Below are 18,424 nucleotides of genomic sequence, written 5' to 3' on the forward strand. Positions count from 1 at the left end.
AGTATAATAAGCGAGCGTGAAGCGGATCAGCAGGGTAAGAGGAACAGACGTCTTTGGTGATGAGGAGGTATCAAGGTATGGTTACGACATCACGGTGGGCCATTAGACTGATTGTGGTCCAGATTGGACTTGGACTACTGGTAGGCTTGCTGCCGGCATCGGCCGTCAATGCGGCAGCGCCGCTCCGCGCCAATCAGCCGTATGCGGAAGCTGAACTATGTGCGAGGCCGGAGGTGATTTTCTGTGAAGATTTTAATTACCCGCAGAATTTTACCAAGACCTCCCAGGGAAATCCCGACTATGGTCCATGGTTGACGAATTGGATCAATCCGGGACTCGTCAATGGCGTATTTGGTTTCGTCTGGGGCACAGAAGGGCGGCAGATCAATCCAGCGTCACAATACCCGGTTAAACCCAGCGGCGCTATGCCAAGCGGTAGCCAACCTGACCATGTCTGGGTCGCAAATTGGGACTCAAGTAAAGGGCCCGCAAGCAACGGCTCGACGTTCGGGCAGATACGTAATCCAGGTCCAAGCGGGACTTACGCGAATGGCACGGCGCCCACGAAGGATATCTATATCCGCTTTCAATACTATGTTACGGCCGACTACACGTGGCCTGGAGACCCTAAAACGGACAAGTATACGTACATCAATGGCACCGCCACGTGTGGTGGTATTCCCGGTGTCTACGATAATAAAATTCTTTACTTTTATCCGGCCGATATGATCAGCCCGACTGATGCGTCTTATGATGCCGGTCTTCACACTCAAGGCTGTGTTTACAGTGCTGTCGACAACGCTCAGTTTGCCGATGCTATTGCGATACGGTACGGAGACGCAGGGGAATACAAATTCTACCCGGGATGCATCAATTGTATTATCAACGGCACATATCAAAATTATTTTCCGTTCCAATCGTTGGCCTTGCAGAATCCAAATGACCAAAAACTTTTTCGGCGGGTATTTCGGTTGAACAAAAGCAAGTGGTACACGTTCGAGCTGCGCTATAAGCTGGGATCTGGGCAAAATGTCGCTGATGGCTTGACAGAATTGTGGGTTGATGGAGTCAAGATCTATTCGGAGACAGGGCAGCGCACTTGTGGGTCAGGAAGCGGTGACACGACCTGCTCCGGGATTGGAATAATCAATCTGGTCGCCTATCACAATTCTGCTGATCCTACTAAGTGGGATGGCCAGCAAGTTATCGACAACCTCGTCATCTCTCGTTCCTATATTGGACCACCCACCGGAGGTTCGACCGACACTCAACCCCCTTCTGCACCGATCAACCTTCGAATTCAGTAGTAGTTCGGGCAGATGTTCAACGCTTCTCTTCCTCAGAAAACCGGACCGCTTTCAGAATTCAAGAAAGCTGTGCGAGCAAGCCAGCGCGAGGCAACACAATGCTGGATTGACTCTTTCAACTCCTAGAATGGTGGAGCAGGAAGTGAAAAGATGGAAACTCAGAGGTGCCTTAAGGCTAAGAGGTAGGATTTGCAGGAGGAACTAAAAAGCGGGTTTCTATCTCATCAATGGACTGTTGAAGGTAATTGGCTATCAAACGGTAACCTTGTGCGTTGAAATGTCCATGGACTCGGAGCGGGTATAAAGATAGAGGATCCGGATGATGACTCAAAAATTCGTGAACATCGATGATAGGTATTCCCAGTTTCTGAACAGCCTCCAGGACCCCGGCTCTGTGGAAAAGCGAATCGTGGTCCCGGTGCGTCTGATTGTATCTGGTGTAGTCGGGAATATACACGAAATACATCCGACCGCCCCACGCCAGAGCGCGGTTTCTGGCTTCGGCAAGAATTTTAGAGAACAGATCGGAAGGCGGGGGCGTGGAAGGAGGAGAAGCCGGCTTGTTCACCCCCAATCGCGTTCGCAAGTGGTACAGCCTTAGAATCTTCGCCCACTTCTGCCCTCTTATTCCCTCCCGCTGTCTTCGTTCTTCTTCCTCGGACTCTACGTCAGCTTGAGCCTCGGCAAGAAATGGTTCTAAAAGCAAAGTATCTATTTTATCCTGCTGGTCGAACAGGCCCAACTTGAATTGCCGGTCCAAGTATCGCAGGAAAAAGGGAAATGTCTGCTCTCGTACAAGATTGTACTGGTCGTTTTCCTCGAAATACATCCACAGAACAATGCGAGGTGCCACGGGTTCCGCATATTCCGTCAAGATCGCCAGTTCGATCAAAGGCCCGCTACCAGCCATGCCCAAATTGAGCGCTCTGATGTCATAGGCTCGAAGATGAGAGGCGATGTCTTCCCCTTGTTTTACGCAGGCTCCATGCGCGAAAGAATCTCCGATAAGAACGACATCGACTTTCCCCTTCTGGTACAACCCGATGGGGTTATTAAATCCATGTTCGTCACTTTCATATGTGGCGAACTCTCCCCCTTCGTTGCAAAAGACCGTTACTCTTTTTGATAAGCCGCTTAGCGGAATAAGTTGTCCATCGTGAACCCGACCCGCATTCCCTTCTGCCCATAGTCTTGGCGTAATAGAAGGAACCGCCTGGACACCGCTCGCCTTGAGATTGTCGATGAGTTCAAACTTACTTCGCTGATCGAACTTCGCTCCCGCCAAGCGGGCCGCAAAAACTCGATCATCCACATCAGTCTGGACAAGCGACAGCACGATTTCAGACGACAAAATCGTGACTCCGACAGAAACGGTAACTAACGCAAGGTTTATCCTGATCGATTCCTTCAGAACCAAATAAGCGACTGTGTATGCCGTAACCCCCAGTAGTTCACAAGCCCCGTAAAAAATAAATGTCATCCCTAAGACATCTTTTCTTGTCCAGGTGTAAACAAAACCCAATAGGATAAGGAATATGGTTCCCAAAAGAACCGCATCCGCTGTCGAAGCGATAGGCGATCTTTTCTGTACTTTACTCACATCGTCCTCTGGTTCTCAGCCGATGCACATTTGAGCGTCAGTCACAACTCATCGCTTTGTGTTAGTGAGGTTCCAAGGTGTGATGGAAGTAGAGGGTAGAGAAGGTTGAAATGAGGTGCAGATGAATCGGAAGTGAGGCTCTTTAACTCGGTTCTTGCGCGAGTTGCAGAACAGTCTGAGATTCAGGTGTCATGATAGGTGTTCCATTCTCATGTGCCAACTCACCAACCCGATAAGCATAGGCGCGCAGCGCGCCAACGAAAAATAGGTGTACGTAGAAGAACTCAATATATTGGAGATCGGCAAACAGACTGGCGATGAGAAATCCGACAATACCTGCCTGCGCGCCACGCATTTGAAAATGCAAGTTTCGAAATCGCTCGTCAGCGCCGAAAACGGAAGGCACTTGAAAAACAAGGCCGCGCAGGACAATACATAAAAATAGCATAAGTCCTACCAGGCCGGATTCCGCCAGCATGCCGGTATAGACGCCGTGAGGCAGCCTTTCTTTGCCGAATATGATGTCATACATTACAGGGTCCTGGACCAGGTCTGAAACCTTGTCGACATAGGTTTCTTTTATCGCAGAAAAGTTGTTCAGGCCAACACCCGCGATCATGTGATCCTGCCAAATTCGCAAGGCAATACTCCACAAAACAACTCGCGATTGTGAGGAGGCATCCCGCTGTTCTTCTGGGACAAAGATGGTGCTGATCCGTTCTTGATAGGATGCCGGTTGCCATATGATGACCGCTGCGGCAACAGCGGCGGCAAAAATCAACGCCTTTGTCCGCTGCCGCATCAACAGGAAAAACATTCCGCCCGCCCCTACAAGCCCTAAGAATCCACCACGTGATGAAGTGTACATCAGGCACAGTACGATCGCTATCGCGCAGCCGATCAACACGAACTTGAGCATTTTCGCTAGGCGTGGATCCATCGCTCGCGCCAGTATAAGCGGTATGACGAGAACCAGCGCGGCGGAAATTTGGCTTGATCCACCAGGCCACAAATCGTCTAACCGGAAGTTTCCCGAGACGCCTTGTAGAAATCCCCAGAATCCCAAAAGGCCAAATGATACGGCCGTCACCCAGATATAGTGCTCGAAACGTTCTTTCGTAGTAAGTGTCTTGCTCAAAAGAAAGCAAAGGGCGAAGATCTTCGTCATATCAAGCGCTTTTTCAAGGCTGCGATCGAATGACGCCTCTGCAAGGAAAGTGACGACATACAACCAAACGATGTATGTGAGAAACAAAAACACATACCTGGTTTGATACTTGCCTTGAATTTCGCTTTGTCGTTCAAGTGTCTGCCGATGGATGAGATAACCCGCTAGGCTCAGACCGGCGGTAATGAGATGAAGCCGTCCGAAGACGAGGTTCCCCCATACCAAGCTCTCGGGCCGTAGAACGGTAATGTGAACGAAAAAGAGCACGCCAAAGACGGGGTTGAAGTACCCGTAAATAGCGCAGCCGTAATAGGTTAAGAATAGGACGAAGATGCGCATGCTCGGGAAAACGTAAACGATGATTATCAGCGGTACAGTACAGCTATCTTAGCGTTGCAAGTTCGTGATAGATCTGTTCGTAACGTTTGACCATCATTTCGACAGAGAATAATTTGAGTGCACGGTCACGCGCGTGATAACCCATAGTTCTCCGAAGTTGGGGATCGTCTTGAATCTTGGCGATCAACTCCAACAAGGCGTTCTCGTCACGAGGTTTGAAGCGGAACCCCTCGCGGCCATCTTCAAACAGATCGGCAGTTCCTCCGACATCAGTCGCCACGACGGGAAGACCGCAGGCCATCGCTTCCACCAATGTATGACTGGACCCCTCATACAAAGAAGACTGAACATAAAGATCCATACAGTTTAGAAGTTCTGGAATACGCTTGCTGAATCCGGAAAGACGAACGTCGTCCGCGAGGCCAAGACTGGCGATCAGGCTCTCGAGCGCTGCTCTGGATGGTCCTTCGCCGACAATGATGAGATAAGGCCTTCTCCCGCGTTGTTTTAGGCCATACACTGCGCGTAACAGAGTCTCGTGATTCTTGACAGGATCCAGTCGGCCAACGTTCCCGATTACGAATCTGTCAAGCGGAATACCATGTGCTTCCCTCAGCGCGGAGCGATTTGACGACGGAGAAAACCTGTCTAACTCAATCCCGTTGGCTATGACATCGATCTTGTCTTCGCTGAGACGACATTCGCGCGAGAACTCCCTTTTCATCAAGGAGTTTAAGGTAACGATGCGATCGTAAGCCCGCACAAAGAGCGACTGGAGCAACTGGCGTTTGATACTTCGTCCCTGTAGGTCATCGTAAGTTCGTCCATGAAAGGCATAAATTGATCCTCTGACCCTCGACAGTCTCGAAGCCAAGGCGGCTTCCACCAATGTGGCCCATCCTCTAGCGTGTATCACGCGAACGCCGTACATGCTGATAAGCTTTGCGATGCGAAAGGGAAGAGAAAAGTCATTCCCCATTTTCTTGTTCAGCGAAAGGACCCTGAATCCCAAACGTTGGGCTTCTTCGCCAAACGCTCCGACTTCGGTAAAGCTCACAATGACATGGAGAAAGCGCTCCTTGTTCCCGTAGCGGATAATGTTCAGTAGTTCACGCTCCTCACCGCCAACCGTGAAGGCGTATATCATATGCCCGACAACGATGCGATCCGAAGGGTCGCCCGATATAGCCATGATAGCGATATGTTCAGCTTGAGTCTGTGGGAAGAACGAAGCCATCAGTCTCCCGATGGCTCCGGTCGCGCATATTGCGCCGTAGTTAGATCGAGTTCGGACTTGATGCCTTTTTACGGGAAAAAGGATGCCTCACGAGATAGCGACCAATCGCGAGGTAGTCGAGGTTGCCATCCAGAAAGGCCCGAATCGCATCTCCCGGGGAGTTCACGATGGGCTCCTCGTGCATGTTAAAGCTGGTGTTGATCACGGAAGGGATCCCGCTCAACCGGTAATACTCGGTCAGTATGGTGTGGAAGCTCGGGTTCGTCTCCCGGTGGACTAACTGCGGCCGAGCGGTGCCGTCCACGTGCACAGCGGCCGGACAGGTCCGCTTCATAAACTCGGTGCAATCAAACGTGATGGTCATGAATTGGGCGGCGAGTTCTGCGCCATCGATGTGGTGATAACAACGGTCTCGTTCCTCATAGAGCGTCGCGGGTGCAAAGGGCATAAATTCCGTGCGTCCTAGTCTCTGATTCAACCATTGGTTGACTTCCGGTTCAGTCGCCCGATAGAGGATCGATCGATTTCCCAAAGCTCTGGGGCCGTACTCCATCCGTCCGTTGAACCGTGCCACGACGCTACCTTCGTGAATCAAGGCCGCCACTTTGGGTTCAATGGGGTCAATGCGCTCGAAAGCAAGCCCTGCGCGTTGAAGCTCCTCTTGGATCACGCCGTCGGAATATTCCGGTCCATAGTAAACCGACTTGTAGGCAGTGTCTCCGTCGAGCGACTCACGGCAAGCAAGAAAACCTGCACCTGTCCCACAACCTCCATCCCCCATATTGGGATAGATGAAAATCCGACGAATGCCCGGAATCTCGAATATTCTTTGATTCATTTTGACATTCGCCATGACCCCCCCGGCCATGACGACCGTATCGATTCCGGCGGTTTCAACGTAATAGCGAATATAGTTCGTGGCCACGATTTCCAATGCGCGTTGGTACGCGGCCGCGACGTCAACTTTGGGGAACAGCGAGGCAAGATAACGAGAAAAGTAGATATTGTTGCTTTCGCGAACACAGAATGAGCCTGGTTCCTCAACGAACCGGCTCATGACGACATCGAGCAGGATCTTTGGCTCCCCATAAGCCGCCAGACCGACAATTTTACCCTCATGGCGACTCGGCTTGAATCCCAACGAGGACGTCACGCTTTCATAAAACGTCCCGAGCGAGTGCGGATATTCCAGCTTGTGTATGCGTCGTAACCGGCGTCCTTCGCCAATGCTGATGGAACCGGCCAGACCCGATCCATAGCCGTCCAGGGTCACAATCAACGCTCTGTCATATCCACTGGCAAAATACGCCGCTGCGGCGTGAGACAGATGATGATCGTATCTTTTTAGTTTCTGAAGAAGCCCCAACTCTTTCAGGTTAGCTTCTAACTCCTGCTGCCACGCGTTGTGAGAGGCCGCAGCTTCGCGCTTCCACGTAACGGATCCGCGCTTGGCCGCCTGTCTGGACCAGACTCCTTCAACCCCCGCCATCCTATAAATCCATCTGTGAATCACGCCCTTTTGCATCGTCTCGTTCGGGTCCAGGAGACCAGGAATGGACTCGGTGCGCTTGGGCACTCTCGCTAAGGCCGTCTCGATGTCCTTCCGCATCCCGGTGAACGGCGCCGAATTCAAGAAATTGGCTTCATCCTGCAGGTTCTTGGTAAATAATTCGGTTTCTCTTTTTGAATCGAAAAAGGGATATGCGACCTGATCAATATCTTTCAGGGAAATGCCGGTATGGGCGAGTCCGGCTCGTAATGCGTGAGACGGAAACCCATCCTGCAATTTCTGACGAGTAAACCGCTCTTCCCCGGCGGCGAAGAGGACCTTGCCGTTGTCCAAGAGAGTGACCGTCGAATCCTTATCCAACGGAGATATCGCGAACACGATCATGGGTCCTCCTGATGCCTCAAGTGGGTAAGCGGTACCAGCATGGACTTTACTTCCATGGGAGTCGTCGGACGCCCTCCGCATTCGCCCATAAAGAAATCAAGCACGCTGCGGCACCGTGCCATGAATTGCTCCAGGTCCTTTTGCGATCTCACATATGGGGTATGTCCCGGCGCGAGAGACGGACTGTGGAACGCGAATGTGAAGACTTTTAATCCGTCGGAAATGAGTGCGCGCAAGAGGCGTTCTTGCTCCGAAGATACATGCCCCTCGGGAGAAAACCAAACCTTTTCTAAAAGATTAAGCCTGGCCAGAACCCCTGGTATGCGCCATCGAATCGAGCGTTCGGTCGTCAACAGAGAGCGGCACATTTTCCCCCATCGTCTAAGCCTTCCCGTGTAGCCGACGGTGAGCGGCAGTTCGAGCAACCCTGACCCAAACCAGTACGGCCAGGCGGAATAAGAAGTGAAGTCCGGGCCTCCTTCAGCGGAATAATCCATTTCCGGACATACACTCAAATCGATCTGATAGCGTTGTTCCTCCAAGATGGATGCAGTATGAGGACCGACGCCGTACCGCCCCGCCTTGTACAAAACCGGCGCCTGCCCGAATCGCTTGCCAATGCACTCCCCGAGCACTTGCAGCTTTTTCGCTTCCAACGCACGCGGGAGATTGCCAGGAAAACTGTTGCGTCTTAGCAAGGGTTCATCGAAGGGAGGATTCACCCACGGGTGGAGGTGTGCTCCGATCACGCAACGACCATCCGCATGAATTTCTTGAAGCGGACGATAGCCGTCCTCTTGGTTTGCCACCGGATAGTCGATGACGTAGACAGGTTTGATCTTGTATTCGTCGAAGAGTGCTTGAGCGCGCCCGATATAGCGCATCGCCGTGACAGCCGTATTCGAACGGGCGTATCCGCTCGACCAATCGAACTCCTCCTCGGTATCGATGACGACAACAAGGTGCGGTGGGCTACCGGATGGAAGATTGCAAAAGTCTTGCGGGCTTGGGCGCAACACGATTCAGGTAAGGGTGGCTTGGGCATTGCGCCCAAACGAAGGTGTCGGCCTATGAGGGCGATACACGCCGAGTGTCTGGATCGATGAACGTGCGGTGCCACTGCTCCAACATGAGAAGATCCCAGAGATGAACGGACCAATCCTCCACTCCGGCTCGGTGGTTCTCAATCATCCGAGCTACGCGATCGGATCGGAAATACCCTCGTTGGTTCGCGCGGCTCGACAAGAGAAGCTCCTCGCTAAGATCCCGTAATTCGTGTCTAAACCACTTGGCCAACGGGACTTCGAACCCCCTCTTGGGACGGTCAAGGATGCTGTCGGGGATAGTTCCGCGCAAAGCGTACCGCAGAAGCCGCTTCTTCTCCCGCCCAAACAATTTCATCTTCAGCGGCAGACTGGCTACGAATTCCATCAGCTCGTGGTCGAGAAACGGCGAGCGTGCCTCCAGAGAGTGGGCCATAGTAGCTCGATCCATTTTCACCAGGAGATCATCCGGAAGGTAGAGGCTGATATCCACATCTAACGACGCATCGGTCCAATCCGCAGCGTCGCTTTGCTGAAACCGGTCGATGAATAGCTGCTCCGGGTCATGACCTTCGAGTGTCGCTAAAAAATCATCGGTATACAGCGCCTGCCGCTCGTAAGGTTGAAAGTGTTCGCTCCACCGGGCAAAACGACGCTCGGGCGTCTGAGCCATCATTTCAACCATTCTGTTGAGTTTTTTCATCGGCGACCATCGCCGCCAAGACCGAGGCAACAGATGAGTCAGATCGGCAATATTTCGTCGGAGCCCGGACGGTAAAAGGTCGCCGTAATGAGCTAGATGATTAAGGACGTATCGATCATACCCCGCAAAGTTCTCATCCCCGCCGTCTCCGTTTAAGACCACTGTGACGTGCTGGCGGGTCACTTGGGCGATCGCGTAGCTGGGGACGGAGGACGAATCTCCGAAAGGTTCATCATAGAACCAGGCAATATTGGGGAGGATGTCCGCCACCGGGGCGTTGACGACCAGGTCCGTGTGATCCGTCCGAAATCGCTCTGCGACCAGTCTTGCGAACGGCCTTTCATCAAATGCCGCATCTGCGAATCCTACGGAAAAGGTCCGCACCGGACGATTCATCGCTTTGGCCATAGCTGCGACGACTGCGCTCGAATCGACGCCGCCGCTCAGAAATGCTCCAATGGGGACGTCGCTCACAAGCCGGAGCCGTACGGCTTCTGCGAAGCGCCATCGGAACTCGGCCGTCGCCTCTTGGAACGAAATCACACGCTTGGGAGTGTAATGCAGCTTCCAATAGCGACCGATCGCGACCTCACCTTCTCGAACTTCTAGCCAATGGCCTGGCGGAAGTTTGCGGATGCCTTTAAATGCGGTTCTCGGAGCAGGGACATAGCCCAAAGCAAGGTATTGATCGATGGCGATCGGATCGGGCTCAATGGAAACGGACCATTCGGCGAGAATCGCTTTCACTTCCGACGCAAATATGAACCGGTCTTGATCGTGGTAATAGACAAGAGGTTTTTTGCCGAGACGATCTCTTGCGAGCAGGAGAGTTCGAGACCTTCCGTCCCAAACTCCGAATGCAAACATGCCGCGCAAACGGTTCAGGCACTCGCGTCCATACTCCTCATAGGCGTGAACGAGCACCTCTGTGTCGCTGTCAGTTCGAAAACTATGGCCGCGTCCTTCAAGCTCCTTCCGTAATTCCATGAAGTTATAGATTTCTCCGTTGAACGTAACCCATACGGTTCCATCTTCATTGCACATCGGCTGACCGGCGATGGTCCTCAAGTCAATGATTGAGAGCCGACAATGAGCCAGACCGACGTGTCCTTGTATCCACATTCCTTCGCCGTCCGGCCCACGGTGACGAAGCTGTGCGATCATCCGCGACAACTCCTCACGGGTCACAGAGTGATGCGGATCAAAATTGAGTTTTCCGCTGATTCCACACATGGTCGAAATTAATCAGGCGGTCAGAGCTACAGATTGCAACAGTTTCGGCGATTCAAGTTGCCAATCCGGAGTCTCCGGACAGAGCCCTTATTGACGATCGATTGGTCTCCTTTGTCAAAAGAGGGTATAGATGAACGGCGCGACGGCGGAGCCTTGAGTGAAGACAATTAATGTTCCGAGGAAGAGCAACACCAGCACGATAGGCAACAGCCAAAACTTCTTTCGCTCTCTCATGAATGCCCATAACTCTATGAGAAATTCACCCATACGCGGATTCCTTATTAGAATTGGTTTTTCATATGCGTTCGCGGGCGTGGATGGCGAATGATCCGATAAGTGGGAGAATCGTTGGCAAATCCCCGGCGCATGGCATCCCACCCAAAGAGGCGCATCGCTAATCCCATAGGCGTAATCAGGCCGAAAAAGACGATGCCCAAGAGGAGCCGGGTATTCATCCACCCAACGACGTGCCCCAGTTTCATCCAGATTGCGTAGACAGGCTTCAAGGTCCGCGGAAACGCTCCGCCGAGTCCGACGAGTCCGCTGCCGAGGCTGACTGCCCATAGCCTCAGCTCTTCGCCTCGCAACACCAACGGCCAGAGTCCGATAACCAGAAAGATCCCCCCGACCAAGAAGCCAAAGGTGCGCAGCTCTTTTGTGGCGTTTACCTGTTCCATAGCGAGGCTCTCCCTCAATCGAGCTCGAACTCGTTCTTCCAATCCGTGTCCCCTTGGAGCGGTTTCTGCTCAGATTTTATAAGCACACAGTTCTCCAGAACGAGAATGTCCATTTCGGTCCGCATGAAACACCGGTACGCATCCTCCGGTGTGCAGACGATCGGCTCACCTCTGACGTTGAAGGAGGTGTTGACCAGCACTGCACAACCTGTTTTTGCCTCAAAAGCATTCAAAAGTTGGTAATAGCGGGGATTGGTCTCTCGGTGAACAGTCTGAATGCGGGCCGAGTAATCGAGATGGGTGACGGCCGGGATGTCGGAGCGCGGCATATTCAACAGGTCGATCCCCCAAAGTTTGGTGCGATCGACCGGGAGAGGCAGGCGGCGCCGTTCGAGAACGGGCGCCACGAGGAGCATGTAAGGACTGTCGGTATTCATGTCAAAGTAATCGGACACACGCTCCCGAAGGACTGACGGAGCGAAGGGGCGGAACGACTCTCGATATTTGATCTTGAGATTCATCACGGATTGCATCTTGGGATTGCGAGCATCGCCCAAAATGCTTCGAGCTCCGAGCGCCCGGGGGCCAAATTCCATACGGCCTTGGAACCAGCCGACAACCTTACCGGCCGCCAGTTCGTCGGCAATGCGATCGAACAGGCGGCTGTCGGCCAGGACTTCATAGGGGGCGTTCTGTTTTCTGAGGAATCGCTCGATTTGGTCATTCGAAAAGGCGGGTCCCAAGAAACTGCCTTTCATCCGGTCATGGCCTGTCGATTTCCGCGGGTGCTCTTCATATTGATGCCAGGCCGCTAAGGCTGCCCCGACCGCACCCCCGGCGTCACCCGCTGCCGGTTGGATCCAAAGTCCCTTATAAGGACCCTCGCGCAGGAGGCGACCGTTTCCCACACAGTTCAATGCGACTCCTCCTGCCAAACACAGACGGTCGCAACCGGTTTCTTGATGGAGGGTACGGCTCAGGCGAAGCATCACTTCTTCCGTCACTTCTTGGATGGAACGAGCGAGATCCATTTCGCGCTGGGTCAAGTTACTTTCAGGCTCACGCGGTGGTCCGCCGAACAGCTCGTCGAACTTGCCTCCGGTCATCTTCAGACCGGTGCAATAGTCAAAGTAATCCATGTTGAGCCGGAAAGTGCCGTCGGCTTTCAGATCGATCAAGTGATCGTAAATCGCTTTAACGTATTTCGGCTCGCCATAGGGAGCCAACCCCATGACCTTGTACTCACCGGAATTGACCTTGAAACCCGTGTAATAGGTGAACGCAGAATACAGCAATCCAAGGGAATGGGGAAACGGGATCTCCCACAGCGGTGTTAGCGTGTTGCCGTTGCCCAGCCATGCGGAGGTTGTCGCCCATTCCCCTACCCCATCCATGCACAAAACCGCAGCCTGTTCGAACGGTGATGGATAGAAAGCCGAAGCCGCATGTGACTCATGGTGTTCGCAGAACAGAATGGGCGGGAAGTCCTGTGTGGATTTGCCGGAACCAGCCGAAAGCAATTCCTTTTGCAGAAGACTCTTGAGCAGCAATTTTTCTTTGAGCCAGACAGGCATCGAAACGAGGAACGATTGAACACCTTTGGGAGCGAAGGCCAGGTAAGTCTCAAGTATCCGTTCGAATTTCACAAGCGGCTTGTCATAAAAGACGATGTACTTTAAATCCGAAAGAGATACACCGCCTTCTTTCAGGCAATAGCCGACGGCGTGGATGGGAAAGCGAGGATCATGCTTCTTGCGCGTAAAGCGTTCCTCTTGGGCAGCCGCCACGATATCCCCGTCCGTGACCAGACACGCCGCACTATCGTGATAGTACGCTGAGATTCCTAGAATGCTGGTCACGGCTCCTCCTACTTCGGATCAGCTTTGATCATCAACTGCCGCGCAAGGTCAGTAGTAAGTTGTGAGAATTTGGTGGTGCACTAGGCACGCAGGTGCGCCGCCTCTCTAAGATTCAGAGCTTCTGTCTTTCCCCGGATCAACTGCTCGTAGAGATCTTCGATCCGGCGCAACCGTACCTGGAAGGAAAACTTCTCCTCCACTCTTTTTCGCGCAGCCAGAGCCATCCGCGAGCGCAGGCGCTGGTCACCGAGCAGTTTCAGGAGGGCTGCGGTCATGCCGGTCGAATCACCGACCGGCAGGAGGTGTCCACTGTCTCCATCCTCGATCAATTCCTTGGTGCCGCCAACGTCTGTAGCAACCACGGGCAATCCCATGGCCATAGCCTCCAAAATACTGTTGGACAACCCCTCCCGACACGAGGTCATAAAAAACACGTCTAACGCCGCATAGATGTTCTGAAGATCCTGGCGGTAACCCGTAAAGACGATCCGTTCGGAGATTCTCAGGCTGGTCGCCATTTCTTGTAGTTCGGTTTGGAGGCGGGGACTTGCACCATCACCGACAATTACAAACCGTGCTTCGGTGTATTGCCGTGCAATGTTGGCTGCAACCCGAAGCCATGTCTGGAGATCCTTCTCTTCGGTTATTCGTCCGATATAGCCGATAAGCGGAAAGACACCTTCCAACCCGAATTCGGACCTGAACGTATTCGTTGCCCGTGGCGTCCAGGCCGTTGTATCTATGGCGTTATGGATGACTGTAATCTTTCTGGGGGATAGCCCTGCATCGATCATTGCGGATTTTGTCGCGTCGGAGACAGCAATCAGGTGGTCGAAGCGCCGCATGACAAACAAGTCCAATCGCTTATAGATTTCTCCCCGAAAACCCATCATGGCCCAGTTATGGGCGGTAGAAATCAACGTGAGAGGGCGGTTCCTCAGCGAGAGGCTGACCAGGTAACAAAAAAGGTCGCTTTTATAATCATGGGGATGGATGAGATTGATGTCGTGCTGGACAACAAGTTTCCTCAATGCCGACAGGACACGCGGATCGAATTTTCCTCGCTCTGGAATTTCGTAAAAGTTCAGGTCGAGCGCACGTGCCTTTTGAGAAATCGTAAACTCTCGATCACGGACATCCCTGATATAGGCGACAACGGTCGATACGCGCGCTCGGTCATGAAGAGCCGCTGAAAGAAGGATGGTCTTATCGGGCCCGCCGCCCCATTTATAGGTGTTCCGCACCTCCAAGAGCCTGATTTCAGGCATAGCGACCCTCGGCGGCGTTTCGTGTTCCTGAGAAACGGGAGCGCGTCCGAAACACGATGTCCTTCACCTGTCCGACCAATTGCTGAATCCCGTCCCTTGCTCGATACAATTCGTGGAACTGACACTTGAACGGTCGAGGACGACCGAAATCGAACTGCCGGAACGGCTCCGGAGCCATTCCCTCGCCTTGGACGAGACAATACGCGTGAATATATGCATGACCCAATAGAATGACGATAGGCCTTGTCAATCTGTGCGTCGGAAAAGACAGGAGATCTGTTACGCTAGCATTAAAGTAGAAGGACGCTTTCGAGCGAAATTGTTCCCGAAAAGGTTCCGAAGAATGCTTGGCTGCCCAATGGAAGACCGTGGCTTTTCTGATATCCTGGGCCGGCCAGGTTTCCGTAGGAATCTCTACCTTGTGGAGCACGCTCTTGTACGGTACTTCATGATCGAGCATCCATCGTGCGTAATGAAGCAGGCTTGCTCTTGCGTATGCATACATGTCATCGCAGGCATCCTGTTCCATTTTGAGATCGAGATATTTTCCCAACACGCTCAGAAACACGGTATAGGACCATCTCCGTTCGACATCATCGAGTTTCCGGTCTTCGATATCGTCGTTCGGGTGAATGCAACGGCGAATCAGTTGCTCGGCTCGATTGAGATATCGAGGGGCGCCGGTCAACGTATAGGCGTCGATCAAAGCATTGACGGAATTTCCTGCCCCACGTCCAGGACCGTGATAGCCGGGAGTGGCGGTCAACGTACAGTAGCCTGTCGGTCGGGGGTCCAAAAGCCCGAGTGTCCGTTTAGACCCATCGTCCATGTTGACGACCCAGTCGGCCAAGGTGATGACCGAATCGAAAGCTTGAGGATTTCCCGTCAGGTAGTAGTAATACAGTAGCCCTGTCGTATAGTTGTGTTCGCAAGCCGGCCCCCCTCCGTATCCGGACGACCGTGCAGCCTGCGGGCTCGCACGTGAATACGCCCGATGGGTTGCGGTCCCGGCATCGGTGTAGTGGTCGGTATGCCAAAACAATCCTCCGTTGACGGCCGGCCGATCCTCCCGGGTGTGATAGATGTCGATGTCTATGACATGTTTTGCAAGATCGTCGGCCAGCGTGAACCACCGATGATCGCCGCTGCGGCAGTATTGCAGAAGAGCGCCGTGGATCACGTCATACTGATTGTTGTAGTGGGCTACCAGGGGAGTTCCGCCCGTATGGCTCACGGCCTCATGATCGGCATACAAATCCCCGAAGTGTCTCCACCCATATTCATCGATGATTTCCCGCCTGTGAAAGAACGTATCGTCGCCATGGACGGCGCTGTCGATCAACTCGCTGGCTAAGACAAGCTCTTTGCTGCGGCGCGGTTGTTGATCGGTCGGCAGGAAAAAGGCAAAGACCTTGGTGTCAGCATACCAGTCTGGAGTAGAACGAGCTAGGATGCGATGATTCATCCACAGAAGATTGGAGATCGATAAATTGTCTTCTCCGAAATACAACCACGCGGCATGTGTCTTTTGCTCTCCTCCCTGCAACTCGAAGACGTCCTGATAGGCATCAGGGAACAAACCGAGTCGGAGCGCATAGCCGTTGATCTCCAGCCGTTTCGGAAAATTCTGCCAAAACTGTTCTATAGTCGTAGCGACCGTCGCCGAATTGGTCGATAAAGCCACGATCGGCGTGGCTCGATTCCCACGTGCAATATCGATCCCATCCTCCGTCACACGGTACCCTTTGAAACTATTCGGGACTACTCCGAGCCGGTTCACGTGGTTATGGCTTTGCCAGTTTTGTCCTCCGCTCGAATCTTGATAAATCTGGAAACGCTCATGATGTCCTGACTGCACTGCCTGCAGCGGTTCGGCAATCCACTGAAATCGACGGCTATCGGCGCAGCGAAGGCCGATCGAAAGAGAAAGGTCCTTAAAATAAGCTGAGCCGGCGTCTCCCAAATCCCATAATCCCCGCGGATGCCGCGCTGCCCGGGGATTACGAAGAGTGAACTGAAGTCGAACCAAGGTGGTTCCGCCAAAGAAGTCAAGTCGAGAAAAGAACTCCGAATGGAGGGTTCCATCTTGAAGTCGGAAGGTTCCCTCGAATCTGACGGTTGCCCTGATCGGTCCTTCAGACTCCACGACTACTTTGTCGACTCGCTGAAAGCACGGGACACCGGCGTGATCTGTCAGGACCATCCCGCTGGCTGCATTGTCCAATATCTCGACGCCTTTTGTTATCACACTTGAGAACGGTCCGAACGAGGTGGTTCTTAATTGGAACACGGCTGCGCCGGTTCGAACTTCGACACTATCGTTCTGTCTCATCACCGACAGTTCAGGATAGGTGACCAGGCCAGCGGAATGGCGTCCAATCAGAAGGTGGTACTTCGTTGTGCGCAAAGGTTCTGCGTCCGCAAAAAAATCGAGCAAGACCCACTTCAGACTACCATCGTTCCATCTCGCCATCTCGCGGACCTGAAAGGGCGCCACGTTATCGTTCGTATCAATCAGCGAGAAGACGCCTAAGGACTGACTTGCCCCCTTAGGAAGCGGAATTCCGAGCGTCACCGGTTCCTGCTTCCTGGTGATCCCCAAGTGTTCTTCTAAAACAATCGGAATATCGAGAGTACGAAGCATCATCGGATGGCTACACTTCCCTGATCATTTAGTCTCACGGAGATGATCAACCAGACATCCTGGTGGGAAGCAAGGATCATTGAGGCAGCAGCGAGGCCAGTTGTTCCGTCATAAATTGTACGTTGTACTTCCGATATGCCGCCTCGTAAGTGAAATCGGGGCGTTCCTTGGCCTTCCAGCGCTTGTAGAGTCTTTCCAATGCGAGTGCGATCTCCTCGACGTCGTCCGGATCGGCAGTTTCGCCCAGTCCTTCCTCGGATACAATTCTACTCGTGGCACCGGACTTGGGTGAGATCGCCAATATCGGTTTTTTCATGCCGATGTATTCGAACAGCTTGGACGGCACTTGCGTTGTGGTTCCAGGTTGGAGTAACAGCAGAACGGACGCGCGACGCATGTGGTCCAAGCTTTCCTGAAAAGGAACGTGATTGTGAAGCATTACGATGTCATCCAGGCCGTGGGCGACGAGGAACTCCGGCAAGTTATACGGCAACTCCACAGTGCCGACAAGGTTGACCGTCAGATGTTTGCGATCTATTTCCGATCGGCTAATGAGTTTCTTGACAGCCTTTAAAAATGGTAATGGATCTCTCCGTCCGTACAAGAAGCCGGTATGGGCGACGACAAAGCTCTCTCCACTCTCATTAGACTGTCCTTCTTTCGATGGTCCATAATCGTCCGGATCAAATCCGTTCAAGAGGACGGCAAACTTGGTACATGGCTGACTCGGAAAACGCCGCATGAATTCAGCTTGCAATTCCTTTGTGTTGGCGATGACGAGATCAGCACCTTCGATAACCTTACGCTCAAGGAATCCTTCCAGAGTATCTTTCAGTCGAGAATAAGGTAATCTAAACGGATTCGTCATCCAGGGATCGCGGAAATCCACGACGAGGGACTTACCGGTGATTCGCTTGAGGAGAAGACCGATCACATGGGCGCTCCATGGGCGACCGGTCGAAAAGATCGCATCGTAGCGATGACGCCTGTAGGCCGCCAAGCCGGCGAAGGTCGCGGGAAGGATCCACCCCATTTCCTCGTCGGGGATTTCGAATAAGTCCGTGATGCCGTCTTTGACCCGCTGGTACCATCCGCCCCGGGAAGAACGCATCACACTCTGAGGAGGCACCGGAGGCGCTTCAGCACAAGGCGATCCTACCGCAACCGGTCGTCTCAGTTTGCCTTTCAGTTCGAGGATGCGGGTCAGCCACCGGATGATGGGCGTCCGAACCACCGGGGTTCCAGGAGAAACTTTCGAGAGTAGCGACGGATCTGTCGATAAATACGGCTCGTAACACTGCTCTTTGACGGAAAGAATGATCGGTTGCCATGCATACTTCGGCAGGTATTTGGCGAACTTGAGGACACGTTGGGAGCCGGCTGCGCCGATCCCTCCAACGGGCGGGAAAAAGTAAGCGATCATGAGGACGCGCTTCATGGGTGATAGGTGCG

At 53.0% G+C, this 18,424-nt stretch carries 13 protein-coding genes; 1 reads left to right on the top strand and 12 read right to left on the bottom strand.

Annotated features, from left to right (window positions below; translation table 11 throughout):
- The first annotated feature begins 77 nt into the window (after positions 1–77).
- Entirely contained in the window at positions 78–1,307 is a 1,230-nt protein-coding gene (locus tag AB1555_05335; GenBank protein ID MEW6246118.1) for a hypothetical protein, read from the top strand.
- A 175-nt stretch (positions 1,308–1,482) separates the two neighbouring features.
- Here the strand turns inward: AB1555_05335 and AB1555_05340 are convergent, their stop codons facing one another.
- From AB1555_05340 to AB1555_05395, 12 genes are all read right to left on the bottom strand, one after another.
- The gene (locus AB1555_05340) at positions 1,483–2,907 is read right to left on the bottom strand and encodes an SGNH/GDSL hydrolase family protein (protein MEW6246119.1); all 1,425 of its coding nucleotides are present in this window, start codon (positions 2,905–2,907) and stop codon (positions 1,483–1,485) included.
- Between the two features lie 142 nt (positions 2,908–3,049).
- Complete coding sequence (locus tag AB1555_05345) at positions 3,050–4,414, bottom strand: O-antigen ligase family protein (protein ID MEW6246120.1); 1,365 nt, start codon at positions 4,412–4,414, stop codon at positions 3,050–3,052.
- A 43-nt stretch (positions 4,415–4,457) separates the two neighbouring features.
- Entirely contained in the window at positions 4,458–5,651 is a 1,194-nt protein-coding gene (locus AB1555_05350; GenBank protein ID MEW6246121.1) for a glycosyltransferase, read from the bottom strand.
- 40 nt (positions 5,652–5,691) lie between these two features.
- Positions 5,692–7,545, bottom strand: a complete 1,854-nt coding sequence (locus AB1555_05355; GenBank protein MEW6246122.1) for a carbamoyltransferase C-terminal domain-containing protein — start codon at positions 7,543–7,545, stop codon at positions 5,692–5,694.
- Positions 7,542–8,429: a WalW protein gene (locus tag AB1555_05360; GenBank protein ID MEW6246123.1), complete on the bottom strand. Its 888-nt coding sequence runs from the start codon at positions 8,427–8,429 to the stop codon at positions 7,542–7,544. Before AB1555_05360 ends, AB1555_05355 begins: the two co-directional genes overlap by 4 nt.
- Positions 8,430–8,613: 184 nt before the next feature.
- The gene (asnB, locus tag AB1555_05365; protein ID MEW6246124.1) at positions 8,614–10,524 is read right to left on the bottom strand and encodes an asparagine synthase (glutamine-hydrolyzing); all 1,911 of its coding nucleotides are present in this window, start codon (positions 10,522–10,524) and stop codon (positions 8,614–8,616) included.
- A gap of 114 nt (positions 10,525–10,638) precedes the next feature.
- Positions 10,639–10,791 (bottom strand): DUF5989 family protein, encoded by a 153-nt coding sequence (locus AB1555_05370; protein MEW6246125.1) that lies wholly within the window; start codon positions 10,789–10,791, stop codon positions 10,639–10,641.
- A 14-nt stretch (positions 10,792–10,805) separates the two neighbouring features.
- Positions 10,806–11,201 (bottom strand): SxtJ family membrane protein, encoded by a 396-nt coding sequence (locus tag AB1555_05375; GenBank protein ID MEW6246126.1) that lies wholly within the window; start codon positions 11,199–11,201, stop codon positions 10,806–10,808.
- A 14-nt stretch (positions 11,202–11,215) separates the two neighbouring features.
- Positions 11,216–13,060: a carbamoyltransferase gene (locus tag AB1555_05380; protein MEW6246127.1), complete on the bottom strand. Its 1,845-nt coding sequence runs from the start codon at positions 13,058–13,060 to the stop codon at positions 11,216–11,218.
- Between the two features lie 80 nt (positions 13,061–13,140).
- A complete protein-coding gene (locus tag AB1555_05385; GenBank protein MEW6246128.1) occupies positions 13,141–14,328 on the bottom strand; it encodes a glycosyltransferase family 4 protein in 1,188 nt (395 codons plus the stop codon).
- Positions 14,321–16,975: a beta-L-arabinofuranosidase domain-containing protein gene (locus AB1555_05390; protein MEW6246129.1), complete on the bottom strand. Its 2,655-nt coding sequence runs from the start codon at positions 16,973–16,975 to the stop codon at positions 14,321–14,323. Before AB1555_05390 ends, AB1555_05385 begins: the two co-directional genes overlap by 8 nt.
- A 73-nt stretch (positions 16,976–17,048) precedes the next feature.
- Positions 17,049–18,395 (bottom strand): glycosyltransferase, encoded by a 1,347-nt coding sequence (locus AB1555_05395; protein ID MEW6246130.1) that lies wholly within the window; start codon positions 18,393–18,395, stop codon positions 17,049–17,051.
- Between the last annotated feature and the right edge of the window lie 29 nt (positions 18,396–18,424).

This window comes from Nitrospirota bacterium (assembly GCA_040755395.1).
Lineage (GTDB): Bacteria > Nitrospirota > Nitrospiria > Nitrospirales > Nitrospiraceae > DATLZU01.

What these genes read in the sequence shown, in the direction of transcription:
- AB1555_05355 (MEW6246122.1), bottom strand. Translation starts at nt 7,545, where the DNA reads ATGATCGTGTTCGCGATATCTCCGTTGGATAAGGATTCGACGGTCACT.
- AB1555_05345 (MEW6246120.1), bottom strand. Translation starts at nt 4,414, where the DNA reads ATGCGCATCTTCGTCCTATTCTTAACCTATTACGGCTGCGCTATTTAC.
- asnB (MEW6246124.1), bottom strand. Translation starts at nt 10,524, where the DNA reads ATGTGTGGAATCAGCGGAAAACTCAATTTTGATCCGCATCACTCTGTG.
- AB1555_05350 (MEW6246121.1), bottom strand. Translation starts at nt 5,651, where the DNA reads ATGGCTTCGTTCTTCCCACAGACTCAAGCTGAACATATCGCTATCATG.
- AB1555_05385 (MEW6246128.1), bottom strand. Translation starts at nt 14,328, where the DNA reads ATGCCTGAAATCAGGCTCTTGGAGGTGCGGAACACCTATAAATGGGGC.
- AB1555_05375 (MEW6246126.1), bottom strand. Translation starts at nt 11,201, where the DNA reads ATGGAACAGGTAAACGCCACAAAAGAGCTGCGCACCTTTGGCTTCTTG.
- AB1555_05360 (MEW6246123.1), bottom strand. Translation starts at nt 8,429, where the DNA reads ATGCGCTATATCGGGCGCGCTCAAGCACTCTTCGACGAATACAAGATC.
- AB1555_05395 (MEW6246130.1), bottom strand. Translation starts at nt 18,395, where the DNA reads ATGATCGCTTACTTTTTCCCGCCCGTTGGAGGGATCGGCGCAGCCGGC.
- AB1555_05335 (MEW6246118.1), top strand. Translation starts at nt 78, where the DNA reads ATGGTTACGACATCACGGTGGGCCATTAGACTGATTGTGGTCCAGATT.
- AB1555_05370 (MEW6246125.1), bottom strand. Translation starts at nt 10,791, where the DNA reads ATGGGTGAATTTCTCATAGAGTTATGGGCATTCATGAGAGAGCGAAAG.
- AB1555_05390 (MEW6246129.1), bottom strand. Translation starts at nt 16,975, where the DNA reads ATGATGCTTCGTACTCTCGATATTCCGATTGTTTTAGAAGAACACTTG.